The sequence below is a fragment of the Lutibacter sp. Hel_I_33_5 genome, from assembly GCF_007827455.1.
Lineage (GTDB): Bacteria > Bacteroidota > Bacteroidia > Flavobacteriales > Flavobacteriaceae > Polaribacter.
Map to the genome: position 1 here is coordinate 748,126 of NZ_VISM01000001.1, position 23,040 is coordinate 771,165.

Genomic DNA, 23,040 nt, shown 5'->3' on the forward strand with positions numbered 1-23,040 from the left:
GTTTAAGACCTTTCGACTGCGCTCAAGGTGACAAAGAATAGTTATTTTTTTGGTTGATTTGACATTGTAAAAATAAATTCTCCTCCATTCATCAATTCATCATGAAAGATATGATTCCTATCAATCTCTTTTCCATTAATCTTTAATTTAGAAACATATACATTTTCTTTTGATTGATTTTCAGTCGAAATGATCAATTTATTACCATTTTCTAAATTCAATGTAGCATTCTTAACTAATGGACTTCCCAATGCATATTGATTAGAACCTGGCGTGACAGGGTAAAATCCTAAAGCAGAAAAAATATACCAAGCGCTCATTTGTCCTGCATCATCATTTCCACACAAACCTTCTACTCCTGGTCCGTACATAGTATCCATAATCATTCGAACTCTTGCTTGAGTTTTATGTTCATCATCAGTCCAATTATATAAATAAGGAATGTGATGCCCTGGCTCATTTCCATGTACATAATTTCCTATAATTCCATCTCTTGTTATATCTTCATGTTTTGCAATGTACCTATCTTCAATTTCCATTGTAAATAATGAATCTAATCTTCTAGAAAATGATTGCTTACCTCCCATCATTTGAATCATTTTATCTAATTGATGCGGAACATACAAACCGTAATTCCAAGCATTTCCTTCAATAAAACCTTGTCCGTGAGTATCTAAAGGGCTAAAGTTTTTTCTAAACGCACCATCAGATAATTTTGGACTCATATATCCATTCTTTGGATTAAAAACATTGTTATAGTATTCTGACCTTTCTAAAAATATTTTTTCTGTTTCTACGTCATTAACACTTTTCGCAATCTGTGCTATTGTCCAATCATCATAAGCCAACTCTAATGTTTTAGAAACTGAAGAATGACTTTTATCATCTGGCACATATTTGTATTGTAAATAATCTCCTAAACCATCAAAATAAGAAACATTTGCAGTTGCCACTGATGCTTTTAAAGCTTCATTTTTATCAAAATCCCCTACATTTTTAACAACAGCATCTGCAATTACTGAAGTTGCATGATACCCAATCATACACCAATTTTCATTGGCATAATGAGACCAAATTGGTAACATATTATGTACACTTTCATTTTGATGTGCTAACATCGATTTAATCATGTCATTATTACGTTCTTGCTGAATAACATTAAATAATGGATGTAATGCTCTGTAAGTATCCCACAAAGAAAAAATCGTGTAGTTTGTAAATCCTTCAGAAGTATGAATATTTTGATCTAAGCCTCTATATTTCTCATCGACATCTTCATATAAAATCGGACTTAACATGGTGTGATATAAAGCCGTATAAAAAGTTTCTTTTTGTGATTCTTCTAACGTTTCAACTTCTATTTTTGATAATTCTTTATTCCACTTTTGTTGAGTTTCATTTTTAGTTTTCTCAAAATCCCAATGTGGAATTTCAGCTTCTAAGTTTTTCATTGCTCCAGCTGAACTTACTGAAGATAATGCAAATTTCATTTTTATTTTCTCACTTTCTTTAGTATCAAAATTAAAATAGGCTCTTATGTCTTTTCCTGCCATTTCAGGAAAATTTTCTTTCTGATTAAAACGTCTATAAAAACCATCATAAGTGATTTTATCATATTTTTTATGTCCATAACTTTTAAATGGTTTCGAAAATTTAATTGCAAAAAACACTTTTTTAGTTCTTGCCCAACCTTTAGTTTGTCTATAACCAGTTACAGTAGAATCATTTTCTACACGTAAAAACGTCCATACATTTTTATTATCATGATGATAAACATTGTACACCAAATCCAACAAAATATGTGACTCTGAAGATTTTGGAAATGTATATTGATGAAAACCTACTCGTTCTGATGCTGTTAATTCTGCTTTAATATTATAATCTTCTAAATCAACTTTATAATAACCAGCTTTAGCAGTTTCATTTTTGTGAGAAAATTTTGAGTAAAATCCTTTCTCACCTTCTTTTGTTTTCAAAGGATTCAACACTAACTTTCCAACAGTTGGCATTACTAATAAATCACCTAAATCGGAATGTCCTGTTCCGCTAAAATTAGTGTGTGCAAAACCTACAATTGTAGAATCTTTGTATTGATACCCTGCACAATACTCATACGTTTTAGTATTGTACTTATTATCTTTAAACATGACTTCAAAGTTAGTTTGTGGACTTAATTGCACCATTCCAAAAGGAGCTGTAGCTCCAGGAAAAACATGACCCATTTTAGAAGTACCAATCATTGGGTTTACAAATTGCACAAAATCTTTTGAAGGTTTTTTTTCTTTTTTATCGAAACTAGATTTTGACTCTGAATTACAACTTATGATTGAGATTACAAATACTGTTAGAATTAGTTTTTTTATCATTTTATAATTTAATTAGGTTTCGACTGCGCTCAACCTGACATTTATTTTATTTGAATTTCATCAACAAACAACCAAGATCTTCCATCATGTTTATAGCCTAAATGCCATTCTGGAAGTTTGCCAAATTTTTTAGCTACTACTTTTACATATCTAGCTTTTCCTAATTTAGAAACGTGAACTTTCTCAATCTTAACTTCATCAGTATTCTTAGGTAAACTAAAATTCCAATTTATTTCTTTTTTAAAATTAATCCCATCATTAGAAGTATAAATATCAACTTCTTTTGGCAGAAAAATCCAACTTCTTTGATCTCTTAAAAATGAAACATTTACATTATAAATTGTTTTTTCACTTCCTAAATCAACAATCGCAATCAAATCTGTATCAAAATAACCTTGCCAAGTTCCTGTTCTAAAATCTTCTGCACCAACAATTCCATCAATTAAAGCATTATTTCCACCAGCATTGTATTGATTGGCATACTCTGTTTTTAAATCAATTTTAATGTTTGGATCAATTTTATAGAAATCAGTTTTAATTGTTGCGCTTTTTACTCCATTTTTCTCAGCATAGACTTTTAAAATAGCTTTATCAAAAATTGTAAATGATTTTTCATATTTCTGAAATTTATCATCCAAAGAATAAAATATATTAACAGCTTTATCTACATTTTCTAAAGTAATTTCTGTTTTTCCTTTAAAAGCTGTTTTTCCTTTAGCAATAAAAGGGGCAGCAACAATTAAATGTTCATCAATTTTAGTTGAAGGAATAAATTCATCTTTTGTCCCCCATTTTGTTAGAGTGTTTGTCATTTCAAAAACCAAATTCCCTCCTTTTATAATATCTTGATGATTGATATACGAGTACTCATAATTCTTACCATTCAGTTTTACAGCTTGAATGTATTTATTTTCTGCAGATTGATTTTTAGCTTCAACCGTAAACGATTTTCCGTTTTCTAAATTAATAGTTGCTTTTTCAAATAGAGGGCTTCCTATAATATATTGATTTGAACCTGGAGTTACAGGATAAAAGCCTAAAGAAGAAAAAATATACCAAGCACTTATTTGTCCACAATCTTCGTTTCCTGAAATTCCATCTGGAGTATTGGTATACAATTCTGTTAAAATCTGACGAATTTTCTCTTGTGTTTTATGAGGTTTATTGATGAAATTATACAAATACGCCATATGATGACTTGGTTCATTACCATGCGCATACTGCCCAATTAAACCCGTAATATCTACTTGATGACGACCAGAAGTTTTGTCTTCTGCAACAAATAATTTATCTAATTGATTTTCTAATTGTTGCTTTCCTCCTAATAATTTGATAAATCCAGAAATGTCTTGTGGTACATAAAAACTGTATTGCCAAGAATTGGCTTCTGTATAATTAAAGTTCACTTCATAAGGATCAAAAGGTGAAAACCAAGTATTTCTAAAACGACCTCTCATAAATTTAGATTCTGGATCAAAAACATTCTTATAATATTGTGCTCTTTCTGAATAGTTTTTATAATCATCTTCTTTCCCTAAAGATTTTGCCATTTGTGCAATGGTCCAATCATCATAAGCGTATTCCAAGGTTTTAGAAACAGATTCTGATTCTTTTTCCATAGGAATAAATCCGAAGTTTTTATATGAATCTAATCCTAATTTATCTCGAGTAGCTGAATGTTTCATCGCCATAAAAACTTTCTCTACATCGTAATTTTTAATTCCTTTTAAATACGCATCAGCAATTACAGGAACAGCATGATAGCCAATCATACAACCTGTATAATTTGCTGATAAATCCCAAATTGGCATAATACCACCTTCATCATATTTAGCTAAAAAAGTCTTTATAAAATCATTCGTTTTTTCTTGCTCAATAATTGTGTACAAAGGATGAGCAGCTCTGTAAGTATCCCAAAGTGAAAAAACTGTATAATAATCGAAATCTTTGTTCTCATGAATTTCTAAATCCATTCCTCTATATCTTCCATCAATATCTTGATACAGATTTGGGGCGATAGAAACATGATACATTGATGAATAAAAATTGACTTTATTATCATTATTAGAATCATTAACAACGATTTTTTCTAATTGCTTTTCCCAAGTTTTTTGCGCTTCACTTTTAACTTCATCAAAAGTTTTACTACCAATTTCTTTTTCTAAATTCTTCCTTGCACCTTCTATATCAACCGCAGAAATCCCTATTTTAAGATACACTGGTTCATTATTTGGGTTGATAAAAGTCAAAGCAATTTTCTGAGCTCCTGCCATTCCTTGTTTTGGTGGCGATTGCAACATATCATTAAAAGGATGTGATGTTTTAATTGCAAAAAACAATCGTTGGTCTTTTGCCCAAGCATCAGAGAAACGATGTCCTGTTATTTCTGTATTAGAAATTTTATTAATTTTTGCATCTAAAACTTTATCACGATGTAATAAATCTAAAATTACAATTTGATTATCTTCAGATGGAAATTCGTATTTATGTATTCCACTTCTTTTAGATACCGTTAATTCAACATCAATATTAGTATCATCTAAATGTACTTTATAATAGCCTGGTTCTGCTATTTCTTTCTCGTGAGAAAATTTTGACTTGTAACCTTGTTTTCCATCAGCACCATTATTAAAATTGATTTTATTTGTTGGCATTAATAAAATATCTCCATAGTCGGAAACTCCAGTTCCACTTAAATGAGTATGAGAAAAACCATAAATTTCATCATCTGAATAATGATATCCTGAACATCCATCCCAACCATCTAAACGCGTATCTGGAGAAAGTTGCATCATACCAAAAGGCATTGTTGCTCCTGGATATGTATGTCCATGTCCGCCAGTTCCAATAAATGGATTCACATAAGAAATTAACTTTTTATCTTTTTTTGCTGTTGGAATTGTCGGTTTTCGGTTACAAGATATTATTACGAATATGACAAGAAAAAAAGAATAAAAATGAAGCTTCATCAAAATAGATTGTTAAATTCGTATCAAATATAACAGAAAATGAAATTTCATCATTATATATTATTAGTTTTTATTCTATTTATAAAATCATGTTCAGAAAAACCTTCTGATCCAGTTTCTCCGAATATTATTCCTAAACCTTTATCAGAAAAAATTTTGCAAGGGGTTTTTATTTTAAATAACGAGACTAAAATAGAAGCGAATGAAGCGTTAAAATCAGTATCAAATTATTTTACCAATTATTTAAATGAAGGGTATCAAATAAATTTATCTGATGCTAAAACTGGAAATATAATTTCTTTTACAATTGATGAAACAATAATAAACAACGAAGGTTATTCTTTAAAAATTGAGGAAAACAAAATTTTGATTACTGCAAAAAACTCTAAAGGTGCTTTTTACGCTGTACAAAGTTTACTTCAGTTAATACCAATAAAAACTGATTCAAAATCAATCGCAATTCAATGTATTGACATAAAAGACGAACCTCAATTTACATATAGAGGAATGCATTTAGATGTTGCACGTCATTTTTTCTCGGTTGAATTTATCAAAAAGTATATCAATTTAATGTCGATGTTAAAAATGAATACCTTTCATTGGCACTTAACAGAAGATCAAGGTTGGAGAATTGAAATCAAAAAATATCCGAAACTACAAGAAATTGCAGCTTATAGAAAAGAAACTTTGATTGGACATTATTCAGATCAACCACACAAATTTGATGGAAAAAAGTATGGCGGTTATTATACTCAAGAAGAAATTAAAGAGATTGTAAAATATGCATCAGACAGACAAATAACTGTGATTCCTGAAATAGAAATGCCTGGGCATTCTCAAGCTGCAATTGCTGCTTATCCTGAATTAGGTTGTACAGGAAAACAAGTAGAAGTTGCTACAAAATGGGGCGTTTTTGAAGATATTTATTGTCCAAAAGAATCAACTTTTAGATTTTTAGAAGATGTATTAGATGAAGTAATTCCATTATTTCCAGGAAAATACATTCATATTGGCGGAGATGAAGCTCCAAAATCAAGATGGAAAAATTGTAATCATTGTCAAAAGTTAATCAAAAAAGAAGGTTTAAAAGACGAACATGAATTACAAAGTTATTTTATCACTCGAATGGAAAAATACATCAACTCAAAAGGAAAACAAATAATTGGTTGGGATGAAATTTTAGAAGGTGGTTTAGCACCAAATGCAACTGTAATGTCTTGGCGCGGCACAAATGGTGCTGTTGAAGCTGCAAAACAAAAACACAATGTAATTTTAACACCACAATCTCACTGTTATTTTGATCATTATCAATCTACTAACGAAAATGAACCTGTAGCTATTGGTGGCTTTCTTCCGCTAGAAAAAGTATATCATTTTAATCCAATCCCCAAAGAATTAACACCAAAAGAAAGTAAATATGTGTTAGGTGCTCAAGGAAATGTTTGGACAGAATATATACCAACTCCAGAAAAAGTTGAATATATGGCGTTACCAAGAATGATTGCATTAAGTGAAGTTGTTTGGTCTAAACAAGAAAATAAAAATTATGGAGATTTTAAACAGCGCTTAATTTATTTCCAAAAACGTTTGGATCATTTAAATGTGAATTATGCAAATCATTTATATGAAGTTTTTGGAAACCTACATTCAGAAAACAACCAATTATTGTACACGCTTTCTACATCTTCAAATGATAAAGTAATTAGGTATACTATAGATGGAACTAATCCAACAAATAATTCTCTTGTATACAAAAAGCCTCTTTTAATAGAAAAAAACATCACAATTAAAGGCGCTAGTTTTGAAAATGGAAAGCAAATTAGTTTGATTTTTTCTGAAACAATAAACAAACACAAAGCACTAGGTAAAAACGTTACTTTAAATGTACAACCCCATAAAAGTTATAATGCTGGTGGAAAAAAGGCATTAATTAATGGAATTTCGGGAAGTAACAAACGTTATGGTGATAAAGAATGGTTGGGCTTTTGGGGTGAAAATGTTGAAATAACCATTGATTTTGATAAACCAACAGAAATCAATTCTATATCTACTAGATTTCATAACGGAAATGGACAATGGATTTATGCTCCTAATGAAATTGGTTTTAGTTTTCATCTTGAAGATGGTAAAACTATAAATGACATCAGACAAATTAATAACAGAGATAACTTATTAGTGAATTACAAGTATGAAATTGAGACTATTAAAGTAACTAAAGTGGAAATTATCATTAAAAATTTTGGGGAAATCCCAGAAGGAAAACAAGGTGCAGGACATAAAGCTTGGACATTTATTGATGAAATAATTGTAGAATAATGATTTTAGAAATCTGTACAAACTCATATCAATCAGCTTTAAATGCTCAAAATGCTGGAGCAGATAGAATCGAATTATGTTCTGAACTTTCTGTTGGAGGAATTACACCTTCATATGGTTTGTTGAAAAAAATTTCAGAAGAGATTACAATTCCTGTAAACGTTTTAATTAGACCTAGAAGTGGTAACTTTTATTATTCTGATGATGAATTTGAATTGATGAAGTCCAATATTGAGTTCTGTAAAAAACTCGGTTTTAACGGAATTGTTTCTGGAATTTTAGATCCAGATAATTCTATTGATATAAAATGTACAAAAGAACTAATTAAACTTTCAAAACCCTTAACTTTTACATTTCACAGAGCTTTTGATTGTGTTAAAAACCCAAAAGAAAGTTTACTTCAATTAATAAATTTAAAGGTTGATAGAATTTTAACTTCTGGTTTACAAGATAAAGCTGAACAAGGAATTGAGCTATTAATTGAACTTAAAGAACTAGCTAAAGATAAAATCATAATTCTTCCTGGAAATGGTATTAATCCTACAAATATTCATTTATTTAAGAATGCTGGTTTTAAAGAAGTTCATAGTTCTGCATCTAAAGTTATCCGTAAAGAAAATAGCAACTTTTTTGGTAATTCTATTCAAACAGAATCTGACGTTAAAACCATTCAAGAAATTTTAAAAGCGATTAAAAGTGCGTAAAATCCTCATTCTTTTATCAATTTTGATTATTGTTGGCTGTCAGCAAAAAAATGACCTTCCAATAGAAATATCTTTGAATGAAAATTGGCAATTTAAAGGAATTGATACGTTAAGTTGGAATTCTGCTACAATACCAGGAAATATATTTACGGATTTATTAGTTCATAAAATCATTGAAGATCCATTTATAAAAACGAATGAAAATAAAGTACAATGGATTTCTAAAAAAGATTGGATTTATAGAACTACTTTTCAATTATCAGATGAAGTCTTAAATAAAAAAAATATTGAACTCAATTTTGAAGGATTAGACACCTATGCTTCTATTTACCTAAATGATTCTTTGTTAGGAAAAACTGATAATGCTTTTAGAAAATTCACTTTTAACATTAAAAGATTAGCAAAAAAAGACAATCACTTAAAAATCATTTTTAAAAATACGGATGAGATTGAAATTCAAAAAGAGGTAATTAATCCATACAAATTACCAGAAGGTAAACGAATTTATTCACGTAAAGCACAATTTCAATATGGTTGGGATTGGGGACCAAAATTAAATACTTCTGGAATTTGGAAAAATATTTCTATCAATGCTTGGAATGATTATAAAATTGAGAATATTTATGTAAAACAAAATGCAGTAACAGACTCTGCTGCAAATTTAATTGTTGAAATTGAAAATCAATATATTGAAAAAGAACAATTAAAATATGATGTATATCTAAACAATAAATTGCATTCTGAAAACTCTAATCTCAAAATACCAATTACTATAAAAAATCCTAAATTATGGTGGACTCATAATTTAGGAGAGCCCTATTTGTATGATATTAAAGTTATTGTAAAAAAAGATGATCAAATTTTAGATAGTATTTCTACAAAATATGGAATCAGAACTATAAAACTAATCAATAAAAAAGACAGTATTGGCGAATCTTTTGAGTTTGAATTGAATGGAAAACCTGTTTATATGAAAGGTGCTAACTACATTCCACAAAACAGTTTTCAGAATAAAGTCACTAATACTTATTATGAAAAACTACTTACAGACGTTGTAAAATCGAACATGAATATGTTACGTGTTTGGGGAGGAGGAATTTATGAAAATGATGTTTTTTATGATTTATGTGATGAAAAAGGAATTTTAGTTTGGCAAGATTTTATGTTTGCTTGTGCAATGTATCCAGGTGACAAATCTTTTTTAGAAAATGTAAAAACAGAAGCTGAACAACAAGTAAAAAGATTAAGAAATCACCCTTCAATTGCTTTGTGGTGTGGAAATAACGAAAACTCTGAAGGTTGGAAACGTTGGGGTTGGCAAGCTGATAGAACCGAAAAAGAAAAGAAAGCAATTTGGAATGATTATTTAGCTGTTTTCGATTCCATTTTGCCTAAAGCTGTAAACGAATTTAGTGATACAGATTATTGGGAAACTTCTCCAAAATACGGACGTGGAAATCCTAAATATAAATCCGAAGGTGATGCACATGATTGGTGGATTTGGCATGATGCATATCCTTTTGAGCATCTACAAGAAAATGTGCCAAGGTTTATGAGTGAATTTGGTTTTCAATCTTTTCCGAATTTTGAAACTATAAAATATATCAATCAAAAAGATGCTATTGATTTAAAAACAGATGCTATTAAATCGCATCAAAAACATGTGAGAGGTTTTCAGTTGATTGATGAATACATGGAACGTGATTATAAAATCCCAACAAATCATGAAGATTATGCTTATGTAAGTCAACTGTTACAAGCTAAAGGAATTGTAATGGGAATTGAAGCTCACAGAAGAGCAAAACCCTACAATATGGGAACTTTATATTGGCAATTAAATGATTGTTGGCCAGCAATTTCTTGGTCTAGTATTGATTATTTTGGTAATTGGAAAGCGCTACAATACAAAACTAAAAAGGCTTTTGAAAATGTTTTGATTTCTTCTAAAATTGAAAAGGACTCTGTAAAAACATTTATTATAAATGATACTTTTGAAAAACTAAAAGGTGAATTAAAACTAAAAGTGATTGATTTTTATGGTAAAGAACTTTGGTTTGATTCAAAAGAAATTGAGTTGCTAGAAAATAGTAGTCAACAATTTTATACGTTTTCTTTAAATAAATTTGATAGAATCTCTACTCTCTTAATAACTGAATTTAATAATGAAAAATCGTATTTCTATTTTTCTAAACCTAAAAATTTAAAATTACCTAAAGGGGAAATTGAGCAACAAATTTCTAAAATTGAAAAAGGTTTTAAAATTACCTTAGAAAGTGATGTATTACAAAAAGGCGTTTTTTTATATTCAAAAGCGAAAGGACATTTTTCTGACAACTTTTTTGATTTATTGCCTAATGAAAATAAAGTTATTGAGTTTAAAACGAAAGCAACAAAATTGGATGATTTACAAATTAAAACACTTAACAATATTTAGGTGTTTTCCCCCTTTGACTTTTTGGTAAAAAAAACCGAACTTCGCTAACTACGTTTATAAAACATTAAAACGTTGAAACGTTGAATAAACGCGTTTACGTTACCAGCAATACTTATACATATATAAAACCTTTATTTTTTATGATTGAAACTTTAAAGGAATATTTATTACAAATTGATTTAAAACAATTATCTAGTGTTATTGCTGGGTTATTTGGACTTTTTATCGCTTATGTAAAGGTATTACCATTAATTCCTAGGTCTTCTACAAAAATATTATCTGATATAGAATTATTAGAAAAAGCTAAAACTTCTGATATAATTAATTCTGAAATTATTAAACGAGCAATTGAAAGAGAAGTTCAAAGAAAATATAGAAAACCAACTAGAATTAATAGTTATAGAGGCTTCTTTTTAACTTTATTAATTCTTATTTCAGTTTCTTACTTTCTTTATGATAAAGTAATCATTAAACAATTTGATACAGTATTCTTCTTTTTGTCTCTAGTAGCTTTTGGTTCATTAATTGGTTTAATAGCATCATTTGACGAACCAGAAATTGATAGTGAAGAAAAAAATAAAAAAGAAATTAGAGAAGCTGTTTTTAAATTTGAAATTTTTAGTTGGGGAGAACTTTTTGGTGGTGTAATTACTACATTAATATTTGGTTTTTGGACCTTTAAAAGGTTTTTCAAAAATGGTTCTATTGAATTTGACTGGTGGGGAATTGCAACTTTAGTCTTATTCTTTTCTGGATTAGGAATTTTAACTGGAGCATTTAAAAAGGAAAAAAATACTGATGAAAATGATGATGATAAAAATAGTACAGCACGTAACATGGTATAAAAAACATAGGGCTTTTGCGCTTAATCGAAAGGTCTGTATTTGTTTGCAAAGTCGCCAAATATAAAATTTGACGTTTACTAAAAATGATAAAAGCAAAATATTTATATTTGGCTTAATACCAAAGCGAAATGTATCGCTTATCAACTGCCCTACGTTTCTTATACTAACAGTTAGCGAACCTTCTTAAAAAACATACTTTCCAAAAACCCCAATCCATATCCTAAAAATTGCGTTAAAGAAGTAATCATACTTAAAAAAGCGACATACAAGTTTTTATTCTGAAACAAGGAATCTATAAAAATTACCAGAAAATATAGCCCATAAAAAAAGAGTAATTGATTGTATCCAAAAATGGCAAGAATAATACTGATGTCTAACCCTATAATAAAAATACTTGGAAACCAATACGTGATTTTAGCAGTTTCTGGATACTTTTTATTTAAAATTGGTCTTGCAGTTCCAAAACCAAAAGTTTGTTTAAAAAACTGCTGAATTGTACTTCTACGTTTATGATATACAAATGCTTTTTCAATTAGTTGTGTTTCAAAATCATTTCCCCAAAGACGGAAGGTTAAATCTATATCTTCTCCGTTTTTCATTTTTGAAAAACCTTTTGTCTTACTAAAAGCTGTCTGTGACAGCCCTAGGTTAAAACTTCTTGGTTGAAATTTACCAACTGCTTGTTTTTTACCACGAATTCCTCCTGTAGTTAAAACAGACGTCATAGAATAATTTATTGCTTTTTGTAATGCTGTAAAACTAGTATGTGCTGCATCTGGGCCACCAAAGGCATCCGTATAATTATTTTCTAACCCTTTTTTTACCTGAGATAAATATTGTTTTGGTACAATTACATCTGAATCTAAAATGATAAAATAGTTTCCAGAAGCTTTCTCCATTCCGAAATTACGACTTGCTCCTGCTCCACTATTTTCTTTGAAAAAATATTTTATATCTAGTTGATTTTTATACTTTTCAATAATAGATTCGCTTTTTTCAGTGGAGCCATCTTCTATAATTAAAACTTCAAAATTGTCTTGAAAATCTTGTTTTGTAAGACTTTCTAGCAATTCGTCAATTTCTTGTGGACGATTGTAAACTGGGATTATTATACTAAAGTTTAGTTCTGAAGGTTTCAAAGTTTCAAGGTTTCAAGGTTTCAAGGTTTCAAGGTTTCAAGGTTTCAAAAGTAAGAAATAAAAAAATTGAAAGCTTTTAAATAAAAACTTTCAATTTTTAAATATCTATTTGTTTGCAAACAAGCTTAGCCCTGATTGCAATGACATCCTTTTTGTTTTTCACAAAAAGATATAATGAAAAGCAGGAAAACGCTTCTTAAAATTTTAATTAATTATGAGAATCTGAAACAAGTTCAGATTGACGTTTATTTATTCTTCTTCTCCAACAAATTTATCCATTACTTCATCGCTGACACCCATATTTGAGAATCCACCATCATGAAATAAATTCTGTAGGGTTACTTTTTTAGTTAAATCTGAAAATAACGAAATGGTATAATCGGCACATTCTAAAGCGGTTGCATTTCCAAGCGGCGACATTTTATCTGCATAGGCTATAAATCCGTCGAATCCTTTTACACCACTACCCGCAGTTGTTGGCGTTGGAGATTGTGAAATTGTATTGACACGTACTTTATGATCGCGTCCAAAGAAATAACCAAAACTACGCGCAATAGACTCTAAATAGGCTTTATTATCTGCCATATCATTATAATCTGGAAATACACGCTGTGCCGCCATATATGTTAAAGCTACGATGCTTCCCCAAGTATTCATGGCGTTTTTATTGTATAAAACATTCATGATTTTATGAAACGAAACCGCAGAAACATCCCAACCTTTAGTTGTGAAATCGTATTTAGGATCTGTATAATGTTTTCCTTTTCTCACATTTACAGACATACCAATTGAGTGTAAAACGAAATCAATTTTTCCTCCTAGAATTTCCATAGATTTTTCTACCAAGTTTTCTAAATCTTCCATAGAGGTTGCATCTGCAGGAACAATCTGTGAACCAGTTTTTTCCGCCAAAGCATTTAATTGCCCCATTCTCATGGCAATTGGTGCGTTTGTTAGCACAAACTCTGCTCCTTCTTCATGAGCTCTTTCTGCTACTTTCCAAGCGATTGAATGTTCGTTTAACGCTCCGAATATGATTCCTTTTTTACCTTTTAATAAATTGTACATAACTAGTTATTAGGTTTTAGTTTTTGGTTGTTGGTTGTTGACTGTTGACTGTTGACTGTTGACTGTTGACTGTTGACTATTGACTGTTGACTATTGACTGTTGACTGTTGACTGTTGACTAATTTAATTCAATAATTCTTTTGCATGTGTCATTGCACTTTCTGAAATATCTTTTCCGCTTAACATTTCTGCAATTTCAACAATTCTATCATTCGTATTTAATTGTTTTAAATTGGTGGTTGTTACTCCATCAACTTCGTCTTTAAAAACTTTATAATGATTATTTCCTTTGGCTGCAATTTGTGGTAAATGCGTTATGGTAATTACCTGCATATGTTTACTCATTTGCTGCATAATTGCTGCAATTTTATTAGAAATTTCACCTGAAACTCCAGTATCAATTTCGTCAAAAATTATGGTTGGTAATTGTATATTTTCTGATAATGTCTTTTTTACAGCTAACATAATACGGGATAATTCTCCGCCAGAAGCTACTTTTTTTAATTCACCAAAACTTCCACCTTTATTTGCAGAAAACAGAAATTCTAATTCATCTTTTCCGTTACTAAAGTAATTTTTAGTTTGATTTATATTGATTGAGAAACGTGCGTTTTCCATACCTAAATCTGCTAATAACTCTTCTAATTCGCTTTTTAAATTCGGAATAACTTTAACTCTCGATTTTGTAATTAAATTAGCAACTTCATCTAACTTTTTTGAGATTGCATTAATTGCCTCTTTTTTAGCATTAATAGTCTCTTCCGCATTTTCTACCTGACCTACTTTTTCTGATAATTGCTCATGAACGACTAACAATTCTTCAATAGAATTTACATAATGTTTTTTCTGTAAATTATAAATCAACTGTAATCTATCGTTTGTTTTTTCTAGTTCGTTTGGATTAAATTCTACACTTTCATTCGCGGTTTCTAATTCGCTAACAATATCATCTAATTCAATTTTAATACTAGAAATTCGATTTGAAATCTCTTCATATTCTTTAGAAAAAGAAGCGATTTTTTGCAATCTATTTTCTAAAGTATGTAGTGAATTTTGTAAACCTACTTGCTCATCAACAGAAATAGATAATGCTTCGGAAAGATTCAGCTTAATATCTTCTATATTATTTAATTTATCTAAAGTTTCTTCTAAAGTTTGCTGTTCAGCTACTTGTAACTTAACTTCTTCTAACTCTTTAAACAAGTGCAAGTTATAATCGTATTGCTGATTTGCTTCTCGCTGATTTTGTTCTAAAACAATCAGTTCTTTTTTAAGTTGATTTAACTGTACTAAGCCTTTTTTATACGAAGCTATTTTCTCTTGATTTTTAGCCAGCGCATCTAAAACTTCAAACTGAAAATTAGTATCTGATAATTGTAATGTTTGATGCTGAGAATGTACATCAATCAACTTAGATTTTAATTCATTTAAAATCGATAAATTGACTGGCGTATCGTTTACAAAAGCTCTTGATTTTCCTGAAGGAAGAATCTCTCTTCTTATAATTGTATTGTCTTCATAATCTAAATCTACTTCGTCAAAAAAATCTCTTAAATTATAATTTGAAATCGCAATTTTAGCTTCAACTATACATTTTTTGGAAGTATCTTTTAATGTTGATGAATCTGCTCTGTTTCCTAAAACTAAGCCTAATGCTCCTAAAAGAATCGATTTCCCAGCACCTGTTTCTCCTGTGATTATAGATAATCCTGAAGAAAAATCAATAGATAATTGATTGATTAATGCGTAATTATTTATGGAAAGTTGAGTTAGCAAGAATCTTTAGTTTTAAAAAACTAAAATTAATTAATTTTTTGCCACTTAGGGTTATTGTTTGGAGAAATTTTTCTAACCGCAGTAATTAATCTTTGTTGCTGATTTGTTTTTGTTTCATCGGAATAGACATTTACTATTTCATCAGCTTTTGCATCAAAAAACAATCTAATTAAATAGTTTCCTATTGATTTATTATAAATAGTTTCCAACTTAATAACTGCGTTTTCTATTGCTTGCTTAGATTCTTTAGGGTCTTTCACAAAATTATCTAATCCAAATCTGTGATAATCGTAATTAACCGTTCTAAAGTTTCCTAGTTTACGCGACAATAAATTATCAATCAGCATAAATCTATTTTGCTTACCTACTTGATTTTCCCAAGCTGCTAAACCACTTTGTTGTGCTTGTAATGCTGCATTTTGTGCAGCTTTTAAGTACACTTCCCCTCCTTTTACAGAAAATGAATCTGCATCCATACCAAGAATGGTGTATACATAAAAAACAATGGTAGAAACTAAGTTACTATCAAAAGAATTTGGATTAAAAATTAACGGATCAAACTCGTTATACTTAAAAGAAAAATCATCGTCGTTTAAGTTTAATAATGGTGATGCATAAGTAGAACCATAAATGGGTCTAGTAGATTGTACTTGAATACTTGCTTCAAAATTATTATTATTTCTAGCCGTTACAATAATATTAATTGCGCAATTAATTTTCTCTTCGATTTCTACTTCTTTATCTGTCCATTTAGTTTGATTGATAAATTCTGTTAAAGCTCTTTCTAAAGTAACAAAAACTTGCTTATTAGATCCTGCAATTTGATTATGATTTACAGTAACTAAACAATTTAATTCTTGTGAATTTACATTGCCAATCATTAAAAATAAGCCAATAAGAAAAACTAGTTTACGCATATATATTTAGATTTTAGACTTCTAAAGTCAAGATTCAAGACTACATTAATGTTTCAAAAATGTCTTGATTCTAACAATCTTACTTCTTTATTCTTAAAAGAATTTCATTCATAATATCTACTGCAACTGCTGCTTTAGATTTTAATTGAAATGCCTTTTCATTTAAATTTTTATCAATAATAGTAATTTTATTGGTATCCGTTGCAAAACCCGCTCCTTTATCTTGTAAAGAATTTAAAACTATTGCATCTAAGTTTTTACGTTCCAACTTACCTTTTGCATTCACTATTTCATTATTCGTTTCTAGAGCAAACCCTACTAAAAATTGCTCTTTTTTAATTGCTCCTAACGAAGCTAAAATATCTTTTGTCTTTTCTAACTCTATGGTTAACGTTGCATCTTTCTTTTTTATTTTCTGATGTGCAACATTTTTTGGTTTAAAATCTGCAACTGCCGCTGATAAAATAGCGATATCTACATCAGAAAAATAAGTGTGAGCTGCTGTATACATTTCTTCAGCAGAAGTAACATCTACTCTTTTTATAAATGAGTGTTGTACTTTTTGATGTGAAGGGCCAGTAATTAAAATAACTTCCGCTCCCAAATTAGCTGCAGCTTTTGCAATTGCAAACCCCATTTTTCCTGAAGAATGATTTCCAATAAAACGAACAGGGTCAATTGCTTCATAGGTTGGACCAGCAGTTAATAATACTTTTTTTCCTTTTAAAGGCAATTTAGACAGTATCTCATTTTCTATAAAAGAAACAATATCTTGGGGTTCTGCCATTCTTCCTTCACCAACCAAACCACTTGCTAATTCTCCAGAAGTAGCAGGAATCATAACATTTTTAAAGCTTTGTAATTTCTCTAAACTTTCTATAGTTGATGGATGTTTGTACATATCTAAATCCATCGCAGGAGCAAAATATACAGGACATTTAGCTGACAAATAGGTTGCTAATAATAAATTATCACATGTTCCATTTGCCATTTTAGACAATGTATTTGCTGTTGCTGGTGCAACTAACATAATATCTGCCCAAAGACCTAAATCTACATGATTATTCCATAATTCATTTTCATCTTCTTTATTATAAAAAGTAGAATGAACAGGGTTTTTAGAAAGTGTAGAAAGTGTAAGCGGAGTAATAAAATCTTTAGACGCAGGTGTCATAATTACCTTAACTTCTGCGCCTGATTTTATAAATAAACGGACTAAGCTAGCCGTTTTGTAAGCGGCTATTCCGGCAGTAATGCCAAGTAGAATTTTCTTACCGCTTAAAACAGACATTATTCTGTTTCTGGAGTTCTATGGTATACTTTATCGTTTAACCATTCTTCAACAGCAATAGCAGTTGGTTTAGGTAAACGCTCGTAAAATTTAGAAACTTCAATTTGTTCTTTGTTTTCAAAAACTTCTTCTAAACTATCGTTGTAAGTAGCAAACTCATCTAATTTATCAACTAATTCTTTCTTTAAGTCAGAATTAATTTGAGTAGCTCTTTTTGCGATGATAGAAATTGCCTCATAGATATTCTCTGTTGGCTTTTCAATAGCATTTTTATCATACGTAATTGTACTTACAGCTGCATTTGTTTCTTTATAGTCCATGATTAACTCTTTTGTAATTGTTTTTGTTCTTTATGTAATGTTGCTAACATTTTATTAGAATCTTCCATGAATTTTGATTCTGGAAAACTTCTTTTTAATTTTTCGTATGCTTTAATAGCATCTTTAATTCGTTCTGGCTTTCTTCTATTATAACTCTTTAACACCAAATCGTGTGCCGCTTTTAATCTGTAGTATAAAGCTTCTTCTTTAAACTCTGACCCTAAATAATCACTTAATAAATTATCGAAAGCTTGAATAGCTGCTTTATAGTTTCTTAAATCGTAATCTGCTGTTTTATAATACGTTTTAGCAATTTCGAAATGCTTTTTCTGTAATTTATAACGGATTTCTTTATAGTGATTATTAGCCTCCTCTATTCTTGATGAATTTGGATATGTATTTATAAATCCTTGAAAAGCTTCTAACGCCTTATAAGTATCTGTAGCATCTAAACTAAATCTTGGAGATCCTAATTTATAGCTATATGCTGATAAAAATGCAGCTTCTTCTTTTTTAGAACTCTTTGGATAGTTTTTGGTAAAACGATCAAAATAGTATCCGGCTAAGCTATATCCCTTTGTATTAAAGTTCGCTTGTGCAACCATAAATTGGATACGCTCCATTTGAGGTTTTCCTCTAAATGCTGGTGTAATTTTTTCAAACAAACGTAAGGCTTTATTGTACTTTTTAGTTTCGTACATTTTAATAGCCATTTTGTATTGCTCTTCCTTACTTCCTTTATTTAAAACTTTTTGATATTCGCTACATGAAAACAACATCAAGCAAACAATCAATAAACACGCTACATTCTTCATTTTATGCATTCGGCAAAATTAGTGATTAATTATGGATAATAAAAGTATTTATTTTTAACAAAAAATTCTTTTCTTTTAGCTCCTGAAACAAGTTCAGGATGACAGTTTTAAAGGAAGTCTTGATAGTTCTTATCAAAAAACAACTTCTGAAATAAAACGTTTTTTCGCACTATAAATTGTGCACTACAATATTCTATAAAAATGATAAGAAATCGTTTGTAAAACCTGCTAAAAGTTTGTTAATGTTATGCTGGCGGTGTATCTGCAACAATTAATTGTTTAATATCATTGTCAAACAAATAGAATCCGCTTTTATCATCACCAATTAAATTTATTTTATCTAAGATATTTCTAGCTAATGCTTCTTCTTCTATTTGCTCAGAAACATACCATTGTAAAAAGTTATGGGTCGCATAATCTCTCTCTTCTAAAGTGATATGTACCAAATCATTGATTGATTTAGATACAAAAACTTCGTGCTCAAACAATGTTTGAAACACTTCTTTAAAAGAACCAAACTCAAGAGGTGGCGCGTCTAATTGAGATATTTTTGCATGTCCGCCACGTTCGTTAACAAATTTAACCAACTTAAGCATATGCATACGTTCTTCGTCTGAATGTGCATACATAAATTGTGCAACACCCTCAAAACCTTGGACTTCCGCCCAACAAGCCATTGACAAATATACTTGAGACGATTCTGCTTCTACTTTTATTTGTTCATTTAATGCTGCTTCTATTTTTTTTGATAACATGATTTGCTTTTTAATTATAAAAATCCGCCATAAAATTAGCGATTTTTATTTGTAAATCATCAGAAGCTGGCACTAAAGGTAATCTAACCTTGTCTGAAGTGATGTTTAAATTTTTAAGAACGGCTTTAATTCCGGATGGATTGTTCTCTTCAAAAATATATGAAACTATGTCCATTAAGCTGTAATGAATAGCAAATGCTTGTTTATTTTTTCCTTCTAAACCTAACTGAATCATCCTAGAAAATTCTTTTGGAAATGCTTGTCCGATGACTGAAATAACACCAGAACCTCCTGCTAATACAGCTCCTAAAGTTAAATCATCATCACCAGAAATAATTAAAAAGTCTGCTGGTTTATCCTTTAATAGCGAATAATATTGTTGTTGATGGTTCCCTGCTTCTTTTACTGCTACAATATTTTTAAAGTCTTTTGCTAAACGTATTGTTGTAGCTGGCTCCATGTTTTTTGCTGTTCTACCTGGAACATTATATAAAATAATATCTTTTGTTGTTGCGTTTGCAATCGCTTTAAAATGCTGATAAAATCCTTCTTGTGTAGGTTTGCTATAATAAGGTGCGACTGATAAAATAGCATCAATATTAGATAAATCTAATGTTTGCAATTCTTCTATTACAACTTGTGTATTTGCTCCACCAACGCCTAAAACTAATGGTAGTCTTCCATTATTAACCTCAATAATTGTATTAATGATAGCTGTTTTTTCTTCTTTAGTGATGGTTGCACTTTCTCCTGTTGTGCCATTAATCACTAAATAGTTTGTGCCGTTTTCTATATTAAATTCAACCAAGTTTTTAAGTGCATTAAAATCGACACTTAAATCATCATTAAAAGGAGTAACAAGTGCAACTCCCATCCCAACAAATTTCTGCATATTTATATTCTTAAACTGATGCAAATTTAGTTCTTTATTCGGTATTTACTTTTAGAAAAGCACTGTTTTATCAGTAAAAAACAGATTGTTTTTTTTTGTTAAATTTTACGAATCTAACGGTAGTCTATTTAAAATTTGAAGATATTTTTTTAATTCTACGGTAAAATCTTCAATGTTATCGCTCTTGCAAATAACTTGCAAATCGTATAATTCTTTATTAACATTAGCAATACCTGCTTTAAATTGAGCTTCAGAAAGTAACGCAGTATATTCTAAAAAAACATTTTTCTTATCAAAAAAACAAATTAACAAATCAAAAGGATGTTCTATAAAACTCTTAAAACTTACGTCTAATATTTTACCACTTTTAGAAATTTCCTGATCAGAAAAGTGTTTGTAAGATTCTGGATTATCTTTATCGTGCTTTCTAAAACTATAGATTTTAGAATTTCTAACATTCAATATTTTTTCTATGTGAAATTGTAAATTGTAATCAGAAGAAATCTCATCTGTAGTTAAAATACCAACAGATTTAATCTCCTTAGTATAAGAAGTTTTATCTTTTAGCTTTTGTTCTAACAACTTTTGATATTGTTGTAGTAAGCTACTATTTTTCTGTTTTACAAACTTGAACAAATCTTTATATTTAGGGGTACTCAAATGTAAAGATTATTTCCGTAAAATTTCTAATAAAATAAATTGATTTAATTGTTTGCCATAAATTTGAAAATTATCATCAGAAATTAATAACAAAGATTGATTTCCGTTTGATAGTTTTGGCCCTAATGTAATCCCTTCAATATTATCAATTATTCCATCGGTGAGTTTATCTTGAATCGTTGAAAAATCTAAAACCAGTTCTTTTTCTATCGGAACATATTCTTGATCTCTTAAAGAATTAAATTCTAAAGTAGTAGTCGTTGTTTTTTTTAAAGTTGATTTATAAATTCTCACTACATTTCCATGACTTCCATAGCCACTTTGATATGCTCTTTCTATTATAAAAAATTGGTTTTTTGCATATTCCAATATTGCCGTAAGTCCGTTTAAATTTAATGATCCCTTGGCTGGTTTATCAATTTTATCTAACAGATATGCAAACTGTTTAGTTGCTTTATTCGTTTTAGCATCATAAAAAGTAATCCTAACTGGCGATTGCGTTTTATGAAACGTAGGTTCCTCTCCATCGGCTTCTAAAGGTGATTCCATAGCTACCCAAAAACCTGAAGCATCCAAACTTTTAGTTGAACCTTCAAACACTCCGTTATGTTTTGGTTTAAAAACCGAATTTGCATTAAAATAATTAGGAATTTTAGTGTGTCCTATAAATTTACCTGATGCATCTATTTTAAAAATAGTTGGATTTTTATCTCGCTTAATTGAACCTTCACTTGTTAAATTTATATGATTATTTACATCAACAAAAATTGATTCTAAATCTAAATGATTATCCTCATAAAATTGCTCTGTAGAATCATTTAAATGAATATTTTTTTTAAAAGTGATTCCTGAAATTGTATCTTTTCTAATGTTAATATCCGCTAATAACACTCTTGGTTTACTTGCATCATCAACAACAAAATAATATTGATTATTTGCATAATCCACCCCCGATAAACCACCAACAATAGAATTATTAAAATTAATTGAATCTTTAATAATATATTCATCTAAAAAGTTAAGCTGTATGCTTTTTTCTGAGTTACAATTGAAAAAAACTAAAAGAAATAATAATAAAACTTGATTAATTTTCATTCTAAAAACTACTCATTTATATCCTTTTTAATTAAGCCATAGAAAACAAGGAATCGTGACACTTGAAAAAATAAGGCAGCTATTGCTAAATATACAGTAGCAGTATCATCAGTAAAAACAATTCCTGTGATACCATCAGAAAAGAGTCTAAAACCAACACCTAAAAATATTAAAAAATTAAGCATACTTATATCTTTTATATAATTTGTATAGCTTACAGCTAGAAGAAGTATAAGTACAAAACCATGAATTCCGATAGCAACAAATTCTAAATTCATTTTATGTTCATCGAAAATAAATGAAAAAACTAAAAAGAAAATAACAAGAGATAAGGTAGCAATAGGTATTATTAATTTTCTATTATCATTTTTGATATGCCCTAAAATTATCCATAAAACAATTAGGTTAACAATGGTACCTAAAAAAACTCGAATTAGAAACTCATTTACAATCGACAAACCAACATTAATAGTTACCAGTAATAGCAAGGAAACTATAATTCTAAGATCTTTATTGCTTTCTTTTACTACAAAATAAAATATTAATAAAGATAATGCTGGTAAAGACTTTAAGAGTAATTGTAGATTTAAATCAGTCCCAAAAATTGACAACAGATATACAACAACACATAAAAAGTACAGTAGTATAAATTTCGAATCTAACGTTTTCTTTATCACT

At 29.4% G+C, this 23,040-nt stretch carries 18 protein-coding genes; 4 read left to right on the forward strand and 14 right to left on the reverse strand.

The window, feature by feature from the left end; genetic code table 11:
- Nucleotides 1-41 precede the first annotated feature (41 nt).
- A complete protein-coding gene (locus OD91_RS03260; protein ID WP_144894967.1) occupies nucleotides 42-2,366 on the reverse strand; it encodes a GH92 family glycosyl hydrolase in 2,325 nt (774 codons plus the stop codon).
- Nucleotides 2,367-2,407: 41 nt separating this feature from the next.
- On the reverse strand, nucleotides 2,408-5,335 hold the full coding sequence (locus OD91_RS03265; RefSeq protein WP_144894968.1) for a GH92 family glycosyl hydrolase: 2,928 nt from the start codon (nucleotides 5,333-5,335) through the stop codon (nucleotides 2,408-2,410).
- A 39-nt stretch (nucleotides 5,336-5,374) separates the two neighbouring features.
- Between OD91_RS03265 and OD91_RS03270 the strand changes: the two genes are divergently transcribed.
- From OD91_RS03270 to OD91_RS03285, 4 genes are all read left to right on the forward strand, one after another.
- Nucleotides 5,375-7,651, forward strand: coding sequence for a beta-N-acetylhexosaminidase (locus tag OD91_RS03270; RefSeq protein ID WP_144894969.1), 2,277 nt, complete (start codon nucleotides 5,375-5,377; stop codon nucleotides 7,649-7,651).
- Nucleotides 7,651-8,355, forward strand: a complete 705-nt coding sequence (locus OD91_RS03275) for a copper homeostasis protein CutC (protein WP_144894970.1) — start codon at nucleotides 7,651-7,653, stop codon at nucleotides 8,353-8,355. The genes OD91_RS03270 and OD91_RS03275 overlap by 1 nt, the downstream gene beginning before the upstream one ends.
- Nucleotides 8,348-10,789: a glycoside hydrolase family 2 protein gene (locus OD91_RS03280; RefSeq protein WP_255513154.1), complete on the forward strand. Its 2,442-nt coding sequence runs from the start codon at nucleotides 8,348-8,350 to the stop codon at nucleotides 10,787-10,789. Before OD91_RS03275 ends, OD91_RS03280 begins: the two co-directional genes overlap by 8 nt.
- 140 nt (nucleotides 10,790-10,929) lie before the next feature.
- On the forward strand, nucleotides 10,930-11,634 hold the full coding sequence (locus OD91_RS03285) for a hypothetical protein (RefSeq protein ID WP_144894971.1): 705 nt from the start codon (nucleotides 10,930-10,932) through the stop codon (nucleotides 11,632-11,634).
- Nucleotides 11,635-11,804: 170 nt separating this feature from the next.
- Here OD91_RS03285 and OD91_RS03290 read toward each other — a convergent pair whose 3' ends face one another.
- From OD91_RS03290 to OD91_RS03345, 12 genes are all read right to left on the reverse strand, one after another.
- Nucleotides 11,805-12,773, reverse strand: coding sequence for a glycosyltransferase family 2 protein (locus tag OD91_RS03290; RefSeq protein WP_144894972.1), 969 nt, complete (start codon nucleotides 12,771-12,773; stop codon nucleotides 11,805-11,807).
- Between the two features lie 249 nt (nucleotides 12,774-13,022).
- Nucleotides 13,023-13,841, reverse strand: a complete 819-nt coding sequence (locus tag OD91_RS03295) for an enoyl-ACP reductase (RefSeq protein WP_144894973.1) — start codon at nucleotides 13,839-13,841, stop codon at nucleotides 13,023-13,025.
- 123 nt (nucleotides 13,842-13,964) lie between these two features.
- Nucleotides 13,965-15,617, reverse strand: a complete 1,653-nt coding sequence (recN, locus tag OD91_RS03300; RefSeq protein ID WP_144894974.1) for a DNA repair protein RecN — start codon at nucleotides 15,615-15,617, stop codon at nucleotides 13,965-13,967.
- Nucleotides 15,618-15,643: 26 nt separating this feature from the next.
- Nucleotides 15,644-16,534 (reverse strand): DUF4835 family protein, encoded by an 891-nt coding sequence (locus tag OD91_RS03305; RefSeq protein WP_144894975.1) that lies wholly within the window; start codon nucleotides 16,532-16,534, stop codon nucleotides 15,644-15,646.
- 79 nt (nucleotides 16,535-16,613) lie between these two features.
- Nucleotides 16,614-17,825, reverse strand: a complete 1,212-nt coding sequence (gene coaBC / locus OD91_RS03310) for a bifunctional phosphopantothenoylcysteine decarboxylase/phosphopantothenate--cysteine ligase CoaBC (RefSeq protein ID WP_144894976.1) — start codon at nucleotides 17,823-17,825, stop codon at nucleotides 16,614-16,616.
- Entirely contained in the window at nucleotides 17,825-18,145 is a 321-nt protein-coding gene (locus OD91_RS03315) for a DNA-directed RNA polymerase subunit omega (RefSeq protein WP_144894977.1), read from the reverse strand. The genes coaBC and OD91_RS03315 overlap by 1 nt, the downstream gene beginning before the upstream one ends.
- Nucleotides 18,146-18,147: 2 nt before the next feature.
- Complete coding sequence (locus OD91_RS03320; protein ID WP_255513155.1) at nucleotides 18,148-18,960, reverse strand: outer membrane protein assembly factor BamD; 813 nt, start codon at nucleotides 18,958-18,960, stop codon at nucleotides 18,148-18,150.
- Between the two features lie 245 nt (nucleotides 18,961-19,205).
- Nucleotides 19,206-19,715 carry a ferritin gene (locus OD91_RS03325; protein WP_144894979.1) on the reverse strand — a complete coding sequence of 170 codons (510 nt, stop codon included), beginning with the start codon at nucleotides 19,713-19,715 and terminating at the stop codon, nucleotides 19,206-19,208.
- Between the two features lie 10 nt (nucleotides 19,716-19,725).
- Nucleotides 19,726-20,607 (reverse strand): 4-hydroxy-tetrahydrodipicolinate synthase, encoded by an 882-nt coding sequence (dapA, locus tag OD91_RS03330; RefSeq protein ID WP_144894980.1) that lies wholly within the window; start codon nucleotides 20,605-20,607, stop codon nucleotides 19,726-19,728.
- A 105-nt stretch (nucleotides 20,608-20,712) separates the two neighbouring features.
- Nucleotides 20,713-21,267 (reverse strand): hypothetical protein, encoded by a 555-nt coding sequence (locus OD91_RS03335; protein WP_144894981.1) that lies wholly within the window; start codon nucleotides 21,265-21,267, stop codon nucleotides 20,713-20,715.
- A 9-nt stretch (nucleotides 21,268-21,276) separates the two neighbouring features.
- Entirely contained in the window at nucleotides 21,277-22,362 is a 1,086-nt protein-coding gene (locus OD91_RS03340; protein WP_144894982.1) for an esterase-like activity of phytase family protein, read from the reverse strand.
- Between the two features lie 8 nt (nucleotides 22,363-22,370).
- The gene (locus OD91_RS03345; protein ID WP_222428664.1) at nucleotides 22,371-22,973 is read right to left on the reverse strand and encodes a hypothetical protein; all 603 of its coding nucleotides are present in this window, start codon (nucleotides 22,971-22,973) and stop codon (nucleotides 22,371-22,373) included.
- Nucleotides 22,974-23,040: the final 67 nt, after the last annotated feature.